Source organism: Macrococcus sp. CoH-51_TC_04, assembly GCF_058188655.1.
In genome coordinates, this window is record NZ_JBVGOY010000005.1 from 39,324 (window position 1) to 58,765 (window position 19,442).

A 19,442-nucleotide genomic window follows, 5' to 3' on the forward strand; every position below is an offset into this window, starting at 1 on the left:
GAGTAATGAATATAAAGCAAGCATGCAACTTTAAATTATATATATCGAATGGAGTGGTATTTATGTATTATAGTAATGGAAACTATGAAGCATTTGCAAGTCCGAAAAAGCCAGAAGGGGTAGATAATAAGTCTGCATACTTAGTTGGTTCTGGTATAGCGTCATTAGCAGCAGCGAGTTTTTTAATACGAGACGGGCGAATGAAAGGTGAAAATATCCATATATTAGAAGAGCTTGATCTTCCTGGAGGAAGTTTGGATGGAATATTGAATCCTGAACGTGGCTATATAATGCGTGGCGGTCGTGAAATGGAGAATCATTTTGAATGTTTATGGGATTTATTCCGTTCGGTGCCATCATTGGAAGTCGAAGATGCTTCTGTCCTTGATGAATTCTACTGGTTAAATAAAGAAGATCCAAACTATTCGAAGTGCCGCGTAATAGAAAATCGTGGACAACGCCTAGAATCAGATGGAAAAATGACTCTAACAAAAAAAGCGAATAAAGAAATCGTCGAGCTTTGCTTAATGAAAGAAGAACAGCTGAATGATGTGAAGATATCTGATGTCTTCAGTAAAGACTTCTTAGACTCAAATTTCTGGATTTACTGGAAAACGATGTTTGCATTCGAACCTTGGCATTCTGCTATGGAGATGCGTCGATATTTAATGCGTTTTATCCATCATATTGGTGGACTTGCAGACTTTTCAGCTCTAAAATTTACGAAGTTCAATCAATTTGAATCACTTGTTATGCCTTTGATCGAGCATCTTAAAGCGAACAATGTAACATTTGAATATGGTGTAACCGTTAAGAATATACAAGTTGAATGTTCAAAAGAGTCAAAAGTTGCAAAGGCAATAGACATCGTGCGTAAAGGTAATGAAGAATCAATTCCTTTAACAGAAAATGATTTAGTATTTGTAACAAATGGCAGCATCACTGAAAGTACTACTTATGGAGATAACGATACACCTGCCCCACCTACAACAAAACCTGGAGGTGCATGGCAATTATGGGAAAATTTAAGTGCACAATGTGATGAGTTCGGTAATCCGTCTAAATTCTATAAAGATTTACCAGAGAAAAGTTGGTTCGTTTCTGCTACAGCAACAACAAATAATAAAAAAGTTATAGATTATATTCAAAAAATTTGTAAACGTGATCCATTATCAGGCCGTACAGTAACTGGTGGTATCGTTACTGTAGATGATTCAAAGTGGCAGTTAAGCTTTACGTTAAACCGACAACAGCAGTTTAAAAATCAACCGGATGATCAAGTGAGTGTGTGGATTTACGCACTTTATTCAGATGAACGTGGAGAACGTACGAATAAAACAATTGTTGAGTGTTCTGGTAAAGAAATTTGTGAAGAATGGCTTTATCATATGGGTGTTCCTGAAGAAGAAATTTCAGCACTAGCAGCAGAATGTAATACAATTCCAAGCTATATGCCGTACATTACTGCTTACTTTATGCCACGTAAAGAAGGAGACCGTCCTTTAGTAGTACCACATGGTTCAAAGAATATTGCATTTATAGGTAACTTTGCAGAAACAGAAAGAGATACCGTATTTACAACAGAATATTCAGTAAGAACTGCTATGGAAGCGGTGTATAAACTTCTAGAAGTAGACCGTGGAGTGCCTGAAGTATTCGCTTCAGTATACGATGTGAGAATTTTATTACATGCGTTATCTGTACTGAATGATGGCAAGAAACTAGATGAAATTGATATGCCATTCTATGAAAGATTGGTAGAAAAACGCTTATTGAAGAAAGCATCTGGTACATTCATTGAAGAATTATTAGAAGAAGCTAAATTAATATAATAGATTTTTATCGTTTGATATCTCTAGTGAAAACTGGTTTCATTACAGTGATTATAAAAATGGGTAAGCATCTATGAGGGTTTCCTTGGTATGTTTGCTATTGAGATCATAATATGAAAATCTGTATAACATCTTTTAACGAGGCCTAAAGTAATAGGCCTCTATTTATTTTGTTTGGAGAACGCACTTTCATATTCCTATAAGTTTATAAATAATCTGTTGTGAAATTTATAATCATTTGTTGCTATTTGAATATAATCAATACCTGAAATAGAAGATATATTTCAATCGTATAGAATAGATGCCAATCTGTTCATTCAATCAATTGACGATGTATAGTTTACGAAGAAGAACGCAGATTATTTATTAGAAACTGTTAAAGTGCATGTTCAAGACTTTGAAATGCCGACACCAGCATAATTAAGTAAACTATTTAGTAAAATGAAGAAACAAAAAACTCTTGATATCAATGCGATTATGCTGAAGAAACATCTTGCCTTGAATGTAATGATGTATCGACGAATAGAAAATATATTGTATATAAAAATAAAACGGATCAGTTTGAAGATATTTATAGTGAAATTTCAACGAATAAAGTGAAAGGGTTCTGTAATATATGTAATGCGGAATTAGATGTTGTGCTAGTTTTAAATAAAACGAAACATAATAAGAGTGATGAGACTTACACGAAGAAAGGGGATTGTATTTGTCACAATACTGTGAAGTGTAACCAAAACTTAGACAATGTAGAAGATTTTATGAATTTGTTGCGCGTACGAAATAATTAGCTAATTAAAAATGGTTGAATTTATAGTCGGAGTACATAATGTATGCTTCGGTTATTGTTTGTCTTTGTTGTAGAGATTGAGGAGTTGTTCATTTTGTTTAATATTCTCATCTTTATTTCCGATTGTCTTATAAATATCCATGAATACCAGGTGAATTTAAGATAGGTTACATTAAAGGCGCAAAGAATGTGCCACTAAATTACATTGAGAATTACAAAGGCACAGAAAATATATATGATTTACCAATCAGGTATGAGAGGTAAGCGTGCAGTAACAAGGAGTAGATGTAATTAACGTAAGAGGTGGGCAAGTATCTTTATTTTTGAGTATTTTAATTTACTATTAAATAGTTTAGTGTTAAATTATTTAATAATAAATTAATGATATAGAGGTGTATATATGGAAGAATCTAACTTCTTCAGACTTGTTCATGATGGGAATCAACTTAGCTATAAGATGATATCGTTATTTTTAAAGCACTTTGACCATAAACTTAACATTTCCCAAGTAATATTACTCGAATATATTAAGCGAAATGGTCATGCAAAGCCTTCAGACATTGCAAAAGCATTAGGTTTTACATATGGTGCAATTACGACAATGACAAACAAGCTTGTAGAAATGGAATATGTCGTGCGTATTAATCATTCAGGTGACAGACGTGTCGTAATGCTCAATATAACTGAAACAGGTTTGAAAGTGTTGGAAGAAGCAGAAAGTGTTGGAAAGCAAGTACGTAATGCAGTATATGATATATTATCTGAAGAAGAACTTAAACAAATGAAACAGATTCAGGAAAAATTATTAAATCATGTAGCATCAATCAAAACATTGTAAGGAGGAAATAAAATGGAACGTTTAAAAGACAAAGTAATTATTATTACGGGTGCAGCTCAGGGTATGGGGAAAGTGCATGCAGAGCGTGCAATTGCAGAAGGCGCTAAAGTAGTGATTACAGATATAAATGAGGAAAAGGGGCAAGCTGTAGCAGTGACATTAGGCTCAGATGCATTGTTTATCAAACATAATGTTGTAAGTGAATCAGATTGGGAAAATGTTGTACAGACGACACTTGAATATTGGGGTAAGATTGATGTGCTTGTTAATAATGCTGGTATTACATATAATATGAAAATTGAAGAAATTACTTTAGATGACTATATGAAGATTGTAAATATTAATCAAGTTTCTGTGTTCTTAGGTATTAAGTCAGTAACCGCAACTATGAAAGCTCAAAATTCAGGTGCGATTATTAATATATCATCTATGAATGGTCTTGCCGGCGGCGCAATTGGATATACAGATACGAAGTTTGCGGTAAGAGGTATGACAAAGGCAGCAGCAAGAGAATTATCACCGTTTAATATTACAGTAAACTCTGTGCACCCTGGTGTTATTCATACACCGATGCTTGAACAACCTGGCGTAAAAGAAGCGGTGGATAAATTTAAACAAATGATTCCAATGCGTCGTGTAGCGCAAGCTGAAGAAGTTTCAAATATGATCATATTCTTGGCATCAGATGAAGCAAGATATTCAACAGGCTCAGAATTTGTCATTGACGGTGGTGTAACAGCCACTGTTTAGAAGAAATTTTGATAAAATTGTTTGATTTACTTCCATCTCAGGTGGCTAACTTGATTATAAATATCGCACAGAATTTTCAGAAAATAAATTGACATAAAAAATGAAATCTGATAATATTAAATCAATTCAACGCTAAAGGAGTTAGTATTATGACAAACACAAAGCTACAGTTAAATAATTGGTGGCAGCTGTCCTGATACTTATAACCGTCATAGGTATAAGTATCTATGACGGCTTCCTTAGCATTCGCTTAAGAGGCCGATGTATGAGCGGTCTCTATACTTAAGAGATCGTGTGTACACACGGTCTCTTTTTTATTTTTATATTTATTTTAGGAGGGATTTATATGGAGAGGCAATCAGGTTTCACATCAAAATTAGGTTTTATACTAGCAAGTGCAGGTTCAGCGATAGGGTTGGGGGCGATGTGGAAATTCCCTTATGTGATGGCTGATAATGGAGGAGCAGCATTCCTTATTTTGTTTATCATTTTCACTTTATTTATTGGATTACCAATATTAATGAGTGAATTTGTGATGGGCGTCGCTGGGGAGACTTATAGTACACGAGCATTTAGTAAGTTATCTGGTAAGAAGAAGTATGATTTAATCGGCTATCTTGGTAATATCGGGGTATTTTTATTAATGAGTTTTTACAGCGTTATCGGCGGCTTCATCTTAATATATATTATTCGTACGATAAAAGTGATTTTTACTGGAGATGCGACCAAAGATTATACAGTGTTATTTGGTAGTATCATATCAAATCCATTGAATACAATTGCAGGGGTTATTTTGTTCCTGGCATTAACGGGCATTATTGTTATTAAAGGGGTGCAAAATGGTATTGAACGTGTCTCTAAGTTTATGATGCCGATGTTATTTGTAATGTTTCTCATTATGATCATTCGATCAATAACATTACCAAATGCGATGGAAGGTGTATCATTCTTTTTAAATCCAGACTTTAATAAACTAGATCAAGAAGCCGTTTTATTTGCGTTAGGACAATCGTTCTTCTCTTTATCTGTAGGGTTTGGGGGGATGTTGACTTATGCTTCTTATATGAAAAAAGGAACTGATCTTGTGCAAGCAGGAGGATATATTGTATTACTTAACATTTTAGTAACGTTATTAGCGGGATTGGCGATATTTCCAGCCACGGCATCTTTGGGCATAGATAATGCACAAGGCCCAGGTTTACTCTTTATCGTGTTACCTTATGTCTTTAATCAGCTACCATTTGGTTCGATGTTCTATTTAATTTTTTTATTGCTATTTTTCTTTGCAACAATTACGTCATCCATCAATCTTGTAGAAATCAATGTTTCAAATATGACAAAGAATGATAATACGAAACGTCTGAAGTCTGTTCTTGTGATTATTTTAGGTATCTTCATTGTAAGTATTCCATGCGCACTATCATTTGGACCGATAAGTGACATGAAGTTCCTAAAAGGAACATTCTTTGATAATATGGACTTCCTTGTATCCAATATCATGTTACCAATTGGTGTATTATGCTATACGTTGTTCTCAGGTTACGTATTAGATAAAAAGATAATGAAAGCATACTTCGTCCAGAAGCCATATCAGAATAAACTGTTTAATGTATGGATCATATTACTGCGATATGTTATTCCACTGGTCATATTATTGGTGATTATCAATCAATTGGTGCAGTAAATGCTTAGCCATTTCTTTATGTAAGTTGAACGATGATATAACGTTTCGTTTCTTCTTGGCACGACCGCTAGACATAAGGTAACCAGCTTCTTAAATAGTTTTTTATTGGTTTATTCTCTGAAATTTCATTTCAGAGAATATTTTTGTGCATTATTTTGCTTAATATTAGTATTCCTTAATGTTTTGAATGCATTAAATAGGGAATTGTCAAATGTATAAAAACTTATAGGGGGAACGATAATGACTAATAAAAAAGATGAGCAATTAGAAGCATTTCGTAGAGACCACTCAGAAGATACTGCACTTACGACAAACCAAGGATTAAAGATGGCAGAAGATGAATTCTCGCTTAAAGCTGGAGAACGTGGACCAACCTTATTAGAGGACTTCCATTTCAGAGAAAAAATGACGCATTTTGACCATGAAAGAATTCCTGAAAGAATTGTACATGCTCGTGGCTATGGTGCACATGGAGAATTTGAAGTATATGAAGATTTAAGTAATTATACTAAAGCGAAATTTTTAACAGATACATCTAAAAAGACACCTGTATTTGTACGTTTTTCGACAGTGCAAGGTTCTAAAGGATCAAATGATACAGTACGTGATGCACGCGGATTTGCGACTAAATTCTATACTGAAGAAGGTAATTATGATTTAGTAGGTAACAATATTCCTGTATTCTTTATTCAGGATGCAATCAAATTCCCGGACTTAGTACACGCAATAAAACCAGAACCACATAATGAAATTCCTCAAGGTGGAACAGCTCACGACACGTTTTGGGATTTCTTTGCACAAAACCCCGAGTCAACACATATGACGATGTGGACGATGAGTGATAGAGGCCTTCCGAAGAGCTTCCGTACAATGGAAGGGTTCGGTGTGCATACATTCCGTTTAATCAATAAAGAAGGAAAGTCACACTTTGTGAAATTTCATTGGAAACCTCTACTCGGCACACATTCTTTAGTATGGGATGAAGCGCAAATTATCGCGGGGAAAAACTCTGACTTTAACCGTGAAGATTTATATGAATCAATCGAAAAAGGTGACTATCCAGAATGGGAATTAGGACTACAAATTATTTCAGAAGAAGAGGAATTTAAGTTTGATTTCGATATATTAGATCCAACGAAATTATGGCCAGAAGAAGAAGTGCCAGTTAAACGTGTGGGTAAAATGACTTTAAATCGCAATGTAGATAATGTCTTTGCAGAAACAGAGCAAGTTGCATTCCATCCAGGACATCTTGTACCGGGAATTGACTTTAGTAACGATCCATTATTACAAGGGCGATTATTCTCATATACTGATACACAGTTATCTCGTTTAGGTGGACCAAACTTCCACCAAATTCCTATCAACAGACCTGTATGCCCGTTTGCGAATAATCAACGTGATGGTATGCACCAATCATTTGTGCATAAAGGACAAACATCCTACCATAAGAATGCAATCAATAATAATAATCCCCATACGACACCCGTTGAAGAAGGTGGATTTGAATCTTACCATGAGAAGATTGATGCACATAAAGTGCGTGCCAGAAGTGAAAGTTTTAAAGATCACTACTCACAAGCAAAGTTATACTATAATAGCTTAACGCAGCCTGAAAAAGAGCATCTAAGAGATGGATTTGCTTTTGAATTAGGTAAATGTAAGCATGATTTCGTTAAAGAAAATGCAATTGCCAATATTAATAAAGTCGATAAAGACTTAGCGACTCAAATTGCAGATAAAATTGGCGTTCAAGCCCCTACAACAGATGAAGAAGTGAAATCAGATAAGAAATCACCGGCACTTAGCATGGAAAACACAATTAAGAAGTTAGACACATTATCTGTCGCTATTATGGTTACTGCAAGTTCAAAAGAAGCAGAGATTAAAGACATCGTGCAAAACTTAAGCGATAACAAGGTTAATTTTAAACTTGTTGCTGAGAAAGCAATGACAATTGGAGCATTTAAAGTATCTGAAACATTTGATACAGTGCACTCTACATTCTTTGACGGTATTATCGTACTGGATGCAAAAGTACCCCTCTTGCCACCAGCGAAAGACTATATTGAAGCAGCAAATCGCCACTTTAAGACAATTGGTTTTAGTAAACAAGCTGAAGCAGCAATCGATGCAACATCTGTGAAAAAAGATGAGCCAGGTATCATTGAAATTGATGCCTCTGCAAACAATTATCTTGATGCATTAGTAAAACAAAGACATTGGGATAGACAACCATAAATTCAAGACCTCTACGTGAGGTCTTTTTAATTTTGAATTTAAAAAACACAGTAGAGCAATCTACTGTGTTTACATATTATTTAAGATTAAGTGATTCATTCAATGAACTGTTTTCTCTACTACCTTTTTCTTTGGAAAAAAGTGATTTAATGCCTTCAACAACAGTTTTCACTGATTCATCTGTTGCCCAGTATTCAGCAGTTTCTGGAACTACTTTAATAAGCACGACATTTGGATCTTCAGGATTTGTTTTTAAGAAAGCTTCTATTCCTTTACTCCAGTATTCTTTAATCTTGTCGTTGTCATTTACGATAAAGGCATTTCCTGAGATTGATACATATCCTTTATTAGCGAATGATAAGTTCACACGATTATCTTGCTCAATTTCTTCAGTTTTTTCAGTGCGTGTTGACATAAACCAAATATCCCCATTCGCATCTACATCTTGATAACTCATTGGTCGTGAAACGAGTTTATTATCTTGAATGGTTGTCATCATTGCAATATCATTCTTTTCAATCAGTTCAAATAACTTATCATAGATTTCTTTTTGATTCATATTATCGCCTCCATTATCTTTATATATTATAACTACCCTTAAGATTAGTACTTTATGCATAGAAAGAGGTTAAATATGGAAAGGGAATTTGTAACGATTGACGACATTATTGAGATGGGAGTTCCTTATCCGTTGTTTTCGATGTGGATGACGAATAGTCTGATTGAGGTTGCTTACCAATCAAAGAAAGAACGATTTTTCTGGAAAAAGGATATAGAGAAGTTAAAAAGGGAATACATAAATTAAATTTTCAGAATAATCTATAAATACATTGCCATACGTCTTTAGTGAATATATAATTAATAAGTGTATCACTTCACTATTATATTTAAGGGGTTGGATGTATGGAAGGGATTATAAGCTTTTTAAACGAGATTGTATGGAGTAAACCATTAGTCTACGGCTTGTTAATTACAGGGATTTCATTTTCATTAATAATGAAGTTCTTTCAAGTCAGGCATCTAAAAGAGATGATCCGACTGATGTTTCAAGGGGAGAAGTCACCTACAGGAATTTCTAGTTTCCAGGCAATTGCTTTATCGCTTGCTGGACGTGTAGGGACGGGTAATATAGTCGGTGTTTCAACAGCAATTTATATCGGTGGCCCGGGAGCTGTATTCTGGATGTGGATGACTGCATTTTTGGGTGCGAGTTCAGCATTCATCGAATCTACACTAGCTCAAATTTATAAGAGAGAGATTAACGGTGAGTATCGAGGGGGTCCCGCATATTATATTGAAGCAGGAATGAAAGGCGGATTTGCGAAAGGTTATGCGATATTATTCGCAATACTGGCAATAGTATCAACAGCATTATTATTACCTGGTATTCAATCTAACGCCATTGCAAGTTCTATGAAGAATGCTTTTGGATTCGAAGGATGGATTATCGGTATAGCGCTTGTAGTGGTTTTAGCATTAATTATTTTTGGAGGAGTTCGCTGGATTGCATCTGTAGCGACTGCAGTAGTCCCTTTTATGGCAATCTTATATATTTTATTAGCGGTTGTTATTATTGTTCTTAATATTGATAAAGTCCCTGGTTTATTTGCATTAATATTCAAGTCAGCATTCAATATGGAATCAGCGTTTGGTGGGATACTTGGTGCAATGATTGAAATCGGTGTTAAACGTGGACTTTATTCTAATGAAGCTGGTCAAGGTACAGGGCCTCATCCGGCGGCAGCAGCAGAAGTATCACACCCTGCTAAACAAGGTTTAGTTCAAGCTTTCTCGGTATATGTTGATACGCTGTTTGTATGTACAGCAACAGCATTAATTATTTTATTATCAGGTACATTCAATACAACGGACGGCTCGATGAAGGGTGATATGCCGAACTTAATTAAAGATGGCGGTGTATATGCACTAAATGCTGATGGAGAGAAGGACTACTCTGGAACAGCAATGTATGTTCAAGCGGGTATTGATAAAGCATTCCATGGAAGTGGTTATCAATTTGATCCGGCATATTCGGGTATTGGTTCATATTTTGTTGCTATTGCACTGTTCTTCTTTGCATTTACGACCATATTAGCATATGCATATATAGCAGAAACCAATGTATCTTATTTGACGAAAAATGGTAGTGTATCTTTAAATAAGTTTTTAATTAACGTCACACGTTTAATTATTGTTGGTGCAACATTCTATGGTGCAATAAAAACAGCAGACGTTGCCTGGGCGATGGGTGATTTAGGTGTAGGACTTATGGCATGGTGTAACATTATTGCGATCTGGATTTTACACAAACCTGCAATACGTGCGCTAAAAGACTTTGAGATGCAGAAGAAAGAGAAAGGTTCTGGTAAATATGCGATTTATAAACCGAATCCAAATGAGTTACCGAATGCGAAATTCTGGTTAGAAGATTATCCGAAACGTTTAAAAGAAGAGAAGATTGAAGAGTAGTTAGAGAAGGGAAGGAGTATTTATACTCCTTTCTTTTTATGCATAAATTTATTAATTAAATATTGACAATATTCTGACAAATCAATAGAATGAAATAGGGTGCATAATTACACAATGTATAAGGGGATGAGTAGATGGAACAACATGAGTATAATATGATTGCACAAAGTGAAAGTTTCAAGAAATTGCAGAAAGAACGTAAATCTTTTATATTTCCAATCTCATTATTTTTTATTGTAGCGACAATTTTATTTCCAATTCTTACAGGCTATACGAAATTTCTGAATAAAGAAGCATTCTGGAATATTTCCTGGGCATGGATCTATGCATTTATGCTATTTATTATGGTGTGGACGCTTGTAACACTCTACATGTCTAGAGCGAAACACTTTGATATTCAATCAGAAGCAATTATCAATGAATATCGAAAGGGGAATGAGCTATGAATACAACTGTAATTATTATGTTTTTGTTTTTTGTGAGTTTAACATTAATTATTACTTACTTTGCTTCAAAAAGAACAAATTCTGCTGAAGATTTCTACACAGCAGGAGGAGGACTGACAGGCTGGCAAAATGGGCTGGCCATTGCAGGAGATTATCTTTCAGCAGCCTCATTTTTAGGGATCGCTGGAGCTATTGCATTATGGGGATTTGATGGATTTTTCTATAGTATCGGATATTTAACGGCATATTTAATCGTATTATATATCGTTGCAGAACCTTTAAGAAACTTAGGGAAGTATACACTAGCAGACATGATTGCTGCTCGATTTGAACTGAAGAAAGTACGTGCAACGGCTGCAATATCATCGATTACGATTGTTATTTTCTATATGCTTGCACAGCTTGTAGGTGCTGGTGCACTGATTCAGCTCTTATTCAATATACCTTATACATGGGCGGTTATTATCGTTGGAATTATGATGACAATTTATGTACTATTTGGTGGCATGACAGCAACGAGCTGGGTTCAAATGGTCAAAGCAGTTTTATTAATGATTGGAACGATTATTATTTCTTTCCTTGTATTAAAGCACTTTAACTTTAGTATCGCCAACATGTTTGGTGCGATGAAGTCCATTGATGCACCTGAACTTAAGAGTGACTATATTAATCCGGGGTCACAAGGGAAATCGCCATTAGATAATATCTCTTTAATCGTTGCTTTATTATTTGGTACAGCAGGATTACCGCATATTCTCATGCGTTTCTTCACGGTAAATGACGCAAAGACCGCACGATCTTCGGTTATGTGGGCAACATGGCTTATTGGTATTTTTTATATCCTTACAATATTTTTAGGGTTTGGCGCAGCAAGCTTACTAACACGTGAAGAAATCATATCAGCAAACCCTGCAGGAAATATGGCGGCACCCCTTCTTGCGGATAAGCTAGGTGGAGATATCTTGATGTCATTTGTATGTGCTGTTGCGTTTGCTACAATTCTTGCAGTAGTTGCAGGACTTGTATTATCAGGTGCTTCTGCTTTTGCACATGATATTTATGGCGAAATTATTAAGAAAGGTAATATATCAGAACGTGAACAGATGAAAGCAGCAAAAATTGCTTCTTTAGCTGTATCCGTATTATCGATATTACTTGCCTTGTTTGCTCAAAATATGAATGTTGCCTTTCTAGTATCACTTGCTTTTTGTGTGGCAGCAAGTGCAAACTTACCGGTAATTGTATTTACGATTTTCTGGAAGAGGTTTAATACTCAAGGTGCGATTGCAGGATTACTGACAGGATTGATTACTTCTTTGATTTTAGTAATATTGAGCCCGAATGTTATGAATCCTGATGGAACAGCATTTATTACAGCGAATCCTATATTTCCGTTAGCAAACCCTGCAATCATATCTGTACCTGCAGGATTTATCGGAGCGTTCTTAGGAACGTATTTAGGTAAAGCGGAATCTGAAGATAAGTTTAGAGAAGTTGAAGTAAAGTCTGTGACAGGTATTGCTCATTCTGAAGTGACACATTAAGCGTAAATTTGGCACCGTGCCAATTTCGAGCAAGAAAAAGAGGGTGAATTTGGCGCCATGCCAATTTCACCCTTATACTTTATCTTTCTTTTACTAATTTTCCGCCTTCTAATCTTAATATATGATCTGCATATTTAAAGATACGTTCGTCATGTGTAATAATAATACATGAACTGTTATTCTCTTTCACACGTTCTCTGATTACTTCAACAACTTGTACAGCACGTTCAAAATCTAAACTCGCTGTCGGTTCATCTGCTAAGATGAGAGAAGGATGGTTCATAAACGCACGTGCAATCGCGACACGTTGTTTCTCTCCGCCTGATAAGCTCTTAGGGTAAACTTTCGCACGATGTGATAACCCAAATGTTTCGAGCAAATCATCTGCTTTTTTCATCGCTTCTTTTTTATCCATACCATTTTCTAATGCCACATGTAAGAGTTGTTCTTTCACAGTAAGGAAGGGGACAAGATGAGAGGCCTGAAAGATAAATCCAATATCATCAAGGCGCATCTTTGTAATTTCGGTTTTTGATAAGTGTGATAACGATTTATCATTGATAATTACTTCACCGCTCGTGGGTTGAAGGAGTGCACCGATAATCGTAAGTAGTGTACTTTTACCAGAACCAGAGGGTCCGTACAAGCATACAACTTCCCCATCATTTACTGTAAAGTTAATATCTTTTAGTACTTCGGTTGTAGTATCTCCTTGTTTAAAGGATTTAGATATATGTTTTACGTCTATCATAATTATTCTCCTCCGATTGCTTGAATTGGATCAATTTTTAGTACTTTATATATTGAAAGCATTACACCGATTAATGCGACCACTAAGAATAAACCGATAAGTAAGAAAATAAGGTTAGGATTCAGGAAAAACGGCATTGTTGCCGGTAAATTCATGTTGATGATATAAATAACGCCGATGCTTATGAGCACACTAACCATTACAACAACGATAACTTCCTGCATAAGTTTGAAGATAAGCTTTCTATTACTTGTGCCAATGGCTTTTAAGATACCGTACTCTGTTGTTTTTTGAATTGTGATGACATAGAAGAATACAGTAATCACGATTGCTGAGATTAAGAATAAGAAGATAACCATTAAGTTTAACGGCATTTGTTCTGCTTCATAACTTGGTATTCCTTTCATCGCTGTATCAGGTGTAATCAGTTTTGCATCTTTTAAGTCATCATTAAGCTGATTCATATCAGACTTTGACATTGATTTGATAATACCGGCATTTACTGGGGCCTCTTTGAAGTAGTTGTTATAAGTTTCCTGTGAAACGAGTCCGACAGGCATATGTGCAAACATTTGGTGACGTGTGAATTCTGAAATTTTTAGTTGTTTGTCTTGATCTTTAAGTTTTAAAGTATCGTTTTCTTTAAATGTCTTTGAAGCATGTGAATCAAGATTAACTGTGTTGTCAGCAGGTAGCTTCATATAGTCTTCAGTTACTGTTGCTAATAGAAACTTTTCGTTTTTTTGTGCCTTTACCGGTTGTAACTTAAGTAACGGTATATTTTTATCTTCTAATACTTTTTGGTCATGTTTAGACAAAGGTGTATTCATTAGATTGTTATCTGCATCTTTAGATATTACATAATGACTTGCATCGATTTGTTCGATGAATGATACGTTATCTTTTCCAAGTCCTTGTGCTAAACTAGATACAAATAATACTAAGAATGAGAGTAAGAAGATAATTGCTGCAATCAGCAAGTATTTCACTTTATAATATTTAATTTCTTTTAATGCTAAGTTCATAATGATCAACCTTTCGCTTTGTTTGTAATACATATATTAAAGGTTGAATATGAACGGAATATGAACGGAGGACATATTGTGCAAAATAATATATTAGTTGTAGATGATGAAATGGCTATTCGTCGCGAAGTTAAAGAAGGTTTTTTGCACCATGATTTTCAAGTGTATGAGGCTAGGAACAGTGATGAAGCGATTAATCTGCTGGATAATGAAAGTATCGATTTATGTATCGTCGATATTATGATGCCAGGTATTGACGGATTCCAGCTGTGCGAGCAAATTAAACAGCTCTATCAACTGCCTGTTATAATGCTTACTGCACGAGATGCATTGGGGGATAAGAGGATTGCGTTTCAAGCAGGAAGTGATGATTATGTTACTAAGCCGTTTGAGATAGAGGAAGTTATCTTTAGAGCACAAGCAATATTAAAGCGTTATGAGAAGGCGGTAGAGAAGATTGAATTCGGCGAGCTGATAATCGATGCAGAAAGTTATGAAGTGATGATGGAAGACGAGTCTTTATATCTTCCAAGAAAAGAATTTGAACTTCTATATTATTTAGTCAGACATTATCCGAAAGTTGCAACGAGAGAACAGCTTATAGAAGAGATATGGGGATATGACTTTGATGGAGATGAACGAACAGTAGATGTACATGTGAAACGTATTCGTAAAAGGTTAGGTGCATTTGACAGTGGTGTAGAAATTCAGACTGTACGCGGTGTAGGGTATAAGGTGCATCATGTTTAAAAGACTGTCTACCCGATTTATAATGGGTACATTCCATGTCATTCTCGTCAGCTCATTACTTTCGTTTATCATCGCAAACATTTATTATCACTTAACGCTAAAAGAACAGAACGACACACGTATAACGAACACTTTAATAACACAGAAGAAATATATCGAATCACATCCAGAAATAAAACCGGAAGCATTTTTCACACAACTCGCAAATTTAAATTTTCAAGTAGTAACAGTCAAGGATGATAAGAAAGCTTTCTATGGTACACCGTTTAGAGTGAAAAATTTACCGGATAATAGCCCGTTAACGGAAACGTATCATGGAATTAAAGAACGGCCATTTAATGTATTTATTACGGGATTCTTTGATAATGAGACTAGAAATACAGTCGGTATGCCGATGAAAGTTAATAATGAAATATATGATGTTTACATTAGACCAGATGTCGGAGCGAGTATGCATGAATTTAGAATTTTTCTTGCAATACTGTTTCTATGTATTATTGTATTTTCCATCTTATTTGTATTTATTTCATCTAAATATATCGTGCGTCCTGTTGTTCAGCTAAAGGAAGCAGCCCGCAAAATTGGAGATCAGAGTGGTTATCAGACGCAAGTAAAACGTAAGGATGAAATCGGTGTATTAGCACATGAGATGAACATAATGAGTGCTAAAATACTGCATCACGAAGAAATGAATCAACGTTTTGTTGCAAATGTCAGTCATGAAATTCAATCACCTATAACTAATTTACTTGGACAAATTAAACAACTCAGACAAACGAAAGACTTTAGTTTGTTAGATGACATTGAACACCAGTCACAACGTTTAAGTGGACTAACGAAACAATTGCTGATGCTCGCTTCTCTTGAGAAGACTGATACTATAATCGACAAAGAACCTTTCAATGGAAAAACACTCATTCAGGAAGTTATACGTAATCATATGTATGCTCTTGATCAAAAAGAAATTTTTGTTACAACGAAACTTAAAGATATTGAAATACTTGGTCATCGAGATTTATGTTATCAAATGATAAGCAACCTACTTTCTAATGCGATTAAATACAGCCCTGAAGATACTCAAATTAAGTTTGAATTAGGAGAGGGAACGTACAAATACATAAAGATTTCAGATGAAGGTTACGGTATGTCTGATAAAACTAAGGAATTATTGTTTGAAAGATTTTATAAAGCTGAAGTACATGAAGATAAAGCACCGTCTAATGGTCTTGGGATGGCAATTGTAAAAGAAATTGCTGATCTACATGACTTTGAAATAGAAGTGGAGAGTGAATTAGATAAAGGGACAATAATTACGATTAAGCTCTCATAAAGAGTACCAGATTGATAAATAATCTGGTACTTTCTCTATCTCTTTGATGTATAGTTTTATACCCTGGATAATTAAACAAGCAACGATAGGGTATAGGTAATTATACAAATCAAGGAGGTCATACTATGTCAAATCCATTAAATAAATATTATAATACGTCTTATGAAAAGCAACCACAAGCATACCCAGGTATTCAGAGTGAAATGAAGCCGGTACCAGATTGTGGCGAACATTCATATAAAGGGACAGATAAGCTTACTGACAAGAAAGCATTCGTTACCGGAGGAGACTCAGGTATTGGTAGAGCAGCTGCAATTGCTTATGCTAAAGAAGGTGCAGATGTCGCAATCAACTATCATCCAGATGAACAAAAAGACGCAGAAGATGTAAAGCGTGTCATTGAAGCTGTAGGCAGAAAGTGTGTGTTATTGCCCGGTGACTTACGCGAGGCAACATTTGCGCGTGAAGTAGCAATTAAAGCATATGAAGCATTAGGCGGATTAGATATACTAGTATTAAATGCAGGTATGCAGCAGTTCGAATATGATATTGAGCAATTAGATGAACAGCAAGTACGAGATACGTTTGAAGTGAACGTTTTCTCAAATATATTTACAATCCAAAGTGTATTAAAACATTTAAGACCTGGTGCCAGCATTATCATGACAAGCTCAATTCAAGGTGTAAAACCAAGTGCACATCTTGTTGATTATGCTATGACGAAAAGCTGTAGCATATCTATGACAAAGAGTTTGGCAGCGCAACTTGGACCTAAAGGCATTCGAGTGAATAGTGTAGCGCCTGGGCCAGTGTGGACACCACTTCAAATAAGTGGAGGTCAACCACAGGATAATATCCCAGAATTCGGTAAAAAAGAACCGCTTGGTAGAGCAGGGCAACCCGTAGAGCTCGCAGATGTTTATGTTTTACTTGCAAGTGACAATGCAAGCTATATTACCGGACAAGTTTATGGTATTACCGGTGGCTCACCAATCAACTAAAATCTCCCGTTAAGGGAGATTTTTTTGTCAAATATACTTATATAGTATCAGTTTTGATTTTTTGCGATATACTGTATTATCAAACCATTATTGATTTGAAAGGAACACCCTATGGTCTTAATGAAAAATATGTTGAAACGCTCAGGATTACAGTGGTTTTCATACAGTTTGACTTTAATCATATGTATTGGAGTAATTGTATTCACGCTTAATAATGATGCACTTTACAAGCAAACAATTGCGAAGGTGACTCATGTGGAAGTTATATCGAAAGAAAGTACAATTGATGCGAATCACCGCAAAGATATTGTATATAAGCAAGTTGTAGAAATGATAGGTACGAATCATAACCATAAAGGTGAAAGGTTCATTGTTACGAATACATATACTAAAAGTAGTGCTTATGATGAGCAATATAAAAAAGGTCAGAAAGTATTTATAAAAGCCGGAGATAAATCGCAAATTATAGGTGAGAAGAGGGATACAGTTTTAGTGACTGCGCTTTCTGTGTTTACGCTACTGCTTATCATTATGGTCGGTAAGAAAGGATTCTATTCATTAATCAGTTTAATTTTAAATTTCTGTATTACGTTATTTGTATTTAATTTCTATTTATCACATAAACATATTCCGATGATACTAATAGCGAGTGTTGCAGTTGTATTATGTACAATACTCACACTCACATTCATTAATGGATTTACGAGGAAAACATGGATTGCGATTGTCAGCACACTCGCAGCCACTTTAGTAACATTGCTCGTTGTGCAAAGCGTGATATATTTAACCTCAGCTGAAGGAATTCGCTATGAAACAATGTCTTACTTGACGATTCCGCCAAAGAAAGTATTTTTGACGACCATCCTTATCGGAACCCTTGGAGCTGTTATGGATATAGCGATCACAATTACGTCATCATTACACGAGATAAAAGTAACGCAGCCTTTATCGAATACCAAGTCACTACGTGCATCGGGGTATGAAATTGGAAAGGATATCATCGGTCCGATGACAAATATTTTATTATTCGCATATTTAAGTAGTGCGATGCCAATTATTATATTGTATTTAGCAAATCATTCACCGATATGGCAGACGTTTAGTTTACATTGGTCGCTTGAACTTGCTCGTGCAGTATCCGGCAGTATCGGTATCGTACTTTCAATACCAATTACGATATGGATCGCGAGCGTGATGCTTGGAGGCGAGGTGAGGCGATGAAGACATTAACATTACTTATTATTATATTATTCATTCTCATGGCAATCGTTGGAGGTAAAAATGGAATAAAAGCTTTTCTTGCAATATTTATGAATATATTCATGTTGGCAGTCGCGATACTTTGTGTTGTGCTTAATGCAAATGTCATATTGGTGGCACTATGTTTCAGCATAATAATGGGATTATTTAATATATTAATCATTAATAAATATGACAATGTGAGTATCTCTGCTTTGATTTCAACATTTATTACGTTTATTATTTCTCTTATCTTTATATATGGAGCAACAAAATTCGGTATGATTCAAGGGTTCCCGATGGAAGATGGGGAAGAGATTGCGACATATTCATTACGTATAGGCGTATCGTTTTTCAATGTCATGCTCTTTGTTATTATGATCAGTGTGTTAGGTGCGATCATTGATTTGTCTGTTTCAATTGCATCAAGTATGGAGTATATTTATCTGAATGAGCCACATTTAACGCGTAGCGAACTGTATCGTTCCGGATTGAATGTTGCAAAAGACATATTATGTACGACAACGAATACATTATACTTTGCCTACTTAGGTACAGGGATGACACTGATAATATGGTTTAAAAATGTAGGTTATACATTTGAACAAATTATTAACTCTAAAGTATTTTCCCAGGAAATATTAATGATTATTTCTGGAGGAGTTGCGGTTGCAATCGCAATTCCTGTGACGTGTGTAACAGCAAGTTATATTATTTATCATCAATTAATAGAGCACAGCGTGTAATTACGCTGC

17 protein-coding genes and 1 pseudogene are annotated in these 19,442 nt (G+C 35.3%); 15 read left to right on the forward strand and 3 right to left on the reverse strand.

The features are described 5' to 3' along the window. Positions 1 to 62: 62 nt before the first annotated feature. The 6 genes and pseudogenes from ACZ2V4_RS06255 (at position 63) to ACZ2V4_RS06280 (ending at position 8,132) form a co-directional block, all read left to right on the forward strand. Entirely contained in the window at positions 63 to 1,832 is a 1,770-nt protein-coding gene (locus tag ACZ2V4_RS06255) for an oleate hydratase (protein WP_219493514.1), read from the forward strand. Between the two features lie 420 nt (positions 1,833 to 2,252). Continuing rightward, positions 2,253 to 2,616: pseudogene (locus ACZ2V4_RS06260) on the forward strand (hypothetical protein); the annotation flags it as partial. 403 nt (positions 2,617 to 3,019) lie between these two features. Next, entirely contained in the window at positions 3,020 to 3,457 is a 438-nt protein-coding gene (locus tag ACZ2V4_RS06265; protein ID WP_219493515.1) for a MarR family winged helix-turn-helix transcriptional regulator, read from the forward strand. A 12-nt stretch (positions 3,458 to 3,469) separates the two neighbouring features. Continuing rightward, the gene (locus ACZ2V4_RS06270) at positions 3,470 to 4,207 is read left to right on the forward strand and encodes an SDR family NAD(P)-dependent oxidoreductase (RefSeq protein ID WP_219493516.1); all 738 of its coding nucleotides are present in this window, start codon (positions 3,470 to 3,472) and stop codon (positions 4,205 to 4,207) included. 346 nt (positions 4,208 to 4,553) lie between these two features. After that, positions 4,554 to 5,891 (forward strand): sodium-dependent transporter, encoded by a 1,338-nt coding sequence (locus ACZ2V4_RS06275; protein WP_219493519.1) that lies wholly within the window; start codon positions 4,554 to 4,556, stop codon positions 5,889 to 5,891. A 240-nt stretch (positions 5,892 to 6,131) separates the two neighbouring features. Further along, positions 6,132 to 8,132, forward strand: a complete 2,001-nt coding sequence (locus ACZ2V4_RS06280) for a catalase (RefSeq protein ID WP_283722065.1) — start codon at positions 6,132 to 6,134, stop codon at positions 8,130 to 8,132. A 76-nt stretch (positions 8,133 to 8,208) separates the two neighbouring features. Here the strand turns inward: ACZ2V4_RS06280 and ACZ2V4_RS06285 are convergent, their stop codons facing one another. Next, on the reverse strand, positions 8,209 to 8,691 hold the full coding sequence (locus tag ACZ2V4_RS06285; protein WP_219493522.1) for a pyridoxamine 5'-phosphate oxidase family protein: 483 nt from the start codon (positions 8,689 to 8,691) through the stop codon (positions 8,209 to 8,211). A gap of 75 nt (positions 8,692 to 8,766) precedes the next feature. On the opposite strand from ACZ2V4_RS06285, the gene ACZ2V4_RS06290 reads away from it, so the two are divergent. From ACZ2V4_RS06290 to ACZ2V4_RS06305, 4 genes are all read left to right on the forward strand, one after another. Further along, a complete protein-coding gene (locus ACZ2V4_RS06290; protein WP_219493524.1) occupies positions 8,767 to 8,937 on the forward strand; it encodes a hypothetical protein in 171 nt (56 codons plus the stop codon). A gap of 98 nt (positions 8,938 to 9,035) precedes the next feature. Next, positions 9,036 to 10,601 carry an alanine/glycine:cation symporter family protein gene (locus ACZ2V4_RS06295; RefSeq protein ID WP_219493525.1) on the forward strand — a complete coding sequence of 522 codons (1,566 nt, stop codon included), beginning with the start codon at positions 9,036 to 9,038 and terminating at the stop codon, positions 10,599 to 10,601. Between the two features lie 134 nt (positions 10,602 to 10,735). Then, complete coding sequence (locus tag ACZ2V4_RS06300) at positions 10,736 to 11,047, forward strand: DUF485 domain-containing protein (protein WP_086037847.1); 312 nt, start codon at positions 10,736 to 10,738, stop codon at positions 11,045 to 11,047. Further along, positions 11,044 to 12,591, forward strand: a complete 1,548-nt coding sequence (locus ACZ2V4_RS06305; protein WP_219493526.1) for a solute symporter family protein — start codon at positions 11,044 to 11,046, stop codon at positions 12,589 to 12,591. The genes ACZ2V4_RS06300 and ACZ2V4_RS06305 overlap by 4 nt, the downstream gene beginning before the upstream one ends. Positions 12,592 to 12,670: 79 nt before the next feature. Here the strand turns inward: ACZ2V4_RS06305 and ACZ2V4_RS06310 are convergent, their stop codons facing one another. Then, positions 12,671 to 13,342 (reverse strand): ABC transporter ATP-binding protein, encoded by a 672-nt coding sequence (locus tag ACZ2V4_RS06310; protein WP_419956626.1) that lies wholly within the window; start codon positions 13,340 to 13,342, stop codon positions 12,671 to 12,673. A gap of 2 nt (positions 13,343 to 13,344) precedes the next feature. After that, a complete protein-coding gene (locus ACZ2V4_RS06315; RefSeq protein ID WP_219493527.1) occupies positions 13,345 to 14,367 on the reverse strand; it encodes an FtsX-like permease family protein in 1,023 nt (340 codons plus the stop codon). 78 nt (positions 14,368 to 14,445) lie between these two features. On the opposite strand from ACZ2V4_RS06315, the gene ACZ2V4_RS06320 reads away from it, so the two are divergent. From ACZ2V4_RS06320 to ACZ2V4_RS06340, 5 genes are all read left to right on the forward strand, one after another. Next, positions 14,446 to 15,117: a response regulator transcription factor gene (locus ACZ2V4_RS06320; protein ID WP_219493528.1), complete on the forward strand. Its 672-nt coding sequence runs from the start codon at positions 14,446 to 14,448 to the stop codon at positions 15,115 to 15,117. Continuing rightward, positions 15,110 to 16,447, forward strand: a complete 1,338-nt coding sequence (locus ACZ2V4_RS06325; protein WP_490514637.1) for a sensor histidine kinase — start codon at positions 15,110 to 15,112, stop codon at positions 16,445 to 16,447. The genes ACZ2V4_RS06320 and ACZ2V4_RS06325 overlap by 8 nt, the downstream gene beginning before the upstream one ends. A gap of 125 nt (positions 16,448 to 16,572) precedes the next feature. Continuing rightward, complete coding sequence (locus ACZ2V4_RS06330) at positions 16,573 to 17,448, forward strand: SDR family oxidoreductase (protein ID WP_219493530.1); 876 nt, start codon at positions 16,573 to 16,575, stop codon at positions 17,446 to 17,448. A gap of 129 nt (positions 17,449 to 17,577) precedes the next feature. Next, the gene (locus tag ACZ2V4_RS06335) at positions 17,578 to 18,669 is read left to right on the forward strand and encodes a YibE/F family protein (RefSeq protein WP_490514650.1); all 1,092 of its coding nucleotides are present in this window, start codon (positions 17,578 to 17,580) and stop codon (positions 18,667 to 18,669) included. Next, complete coding sequence (locus ACZ2V4_RS06340; RefSeq protein ID WP_219493532.1) at positions 18,666 to 19,433, forward strand: YibE/F family protein; 768 nt, start codon at positions 18,666 to 18,668, stop codon at positions 19,431 to 19,433. The genes ACZ2V4_RS06335 and ACZ2V4_RS06340 overlap by 4 nt, the downstream gene beginning before the upstream one ends. Positions 19,434 to 19,442: the final 9 nt, after the last annotated feature.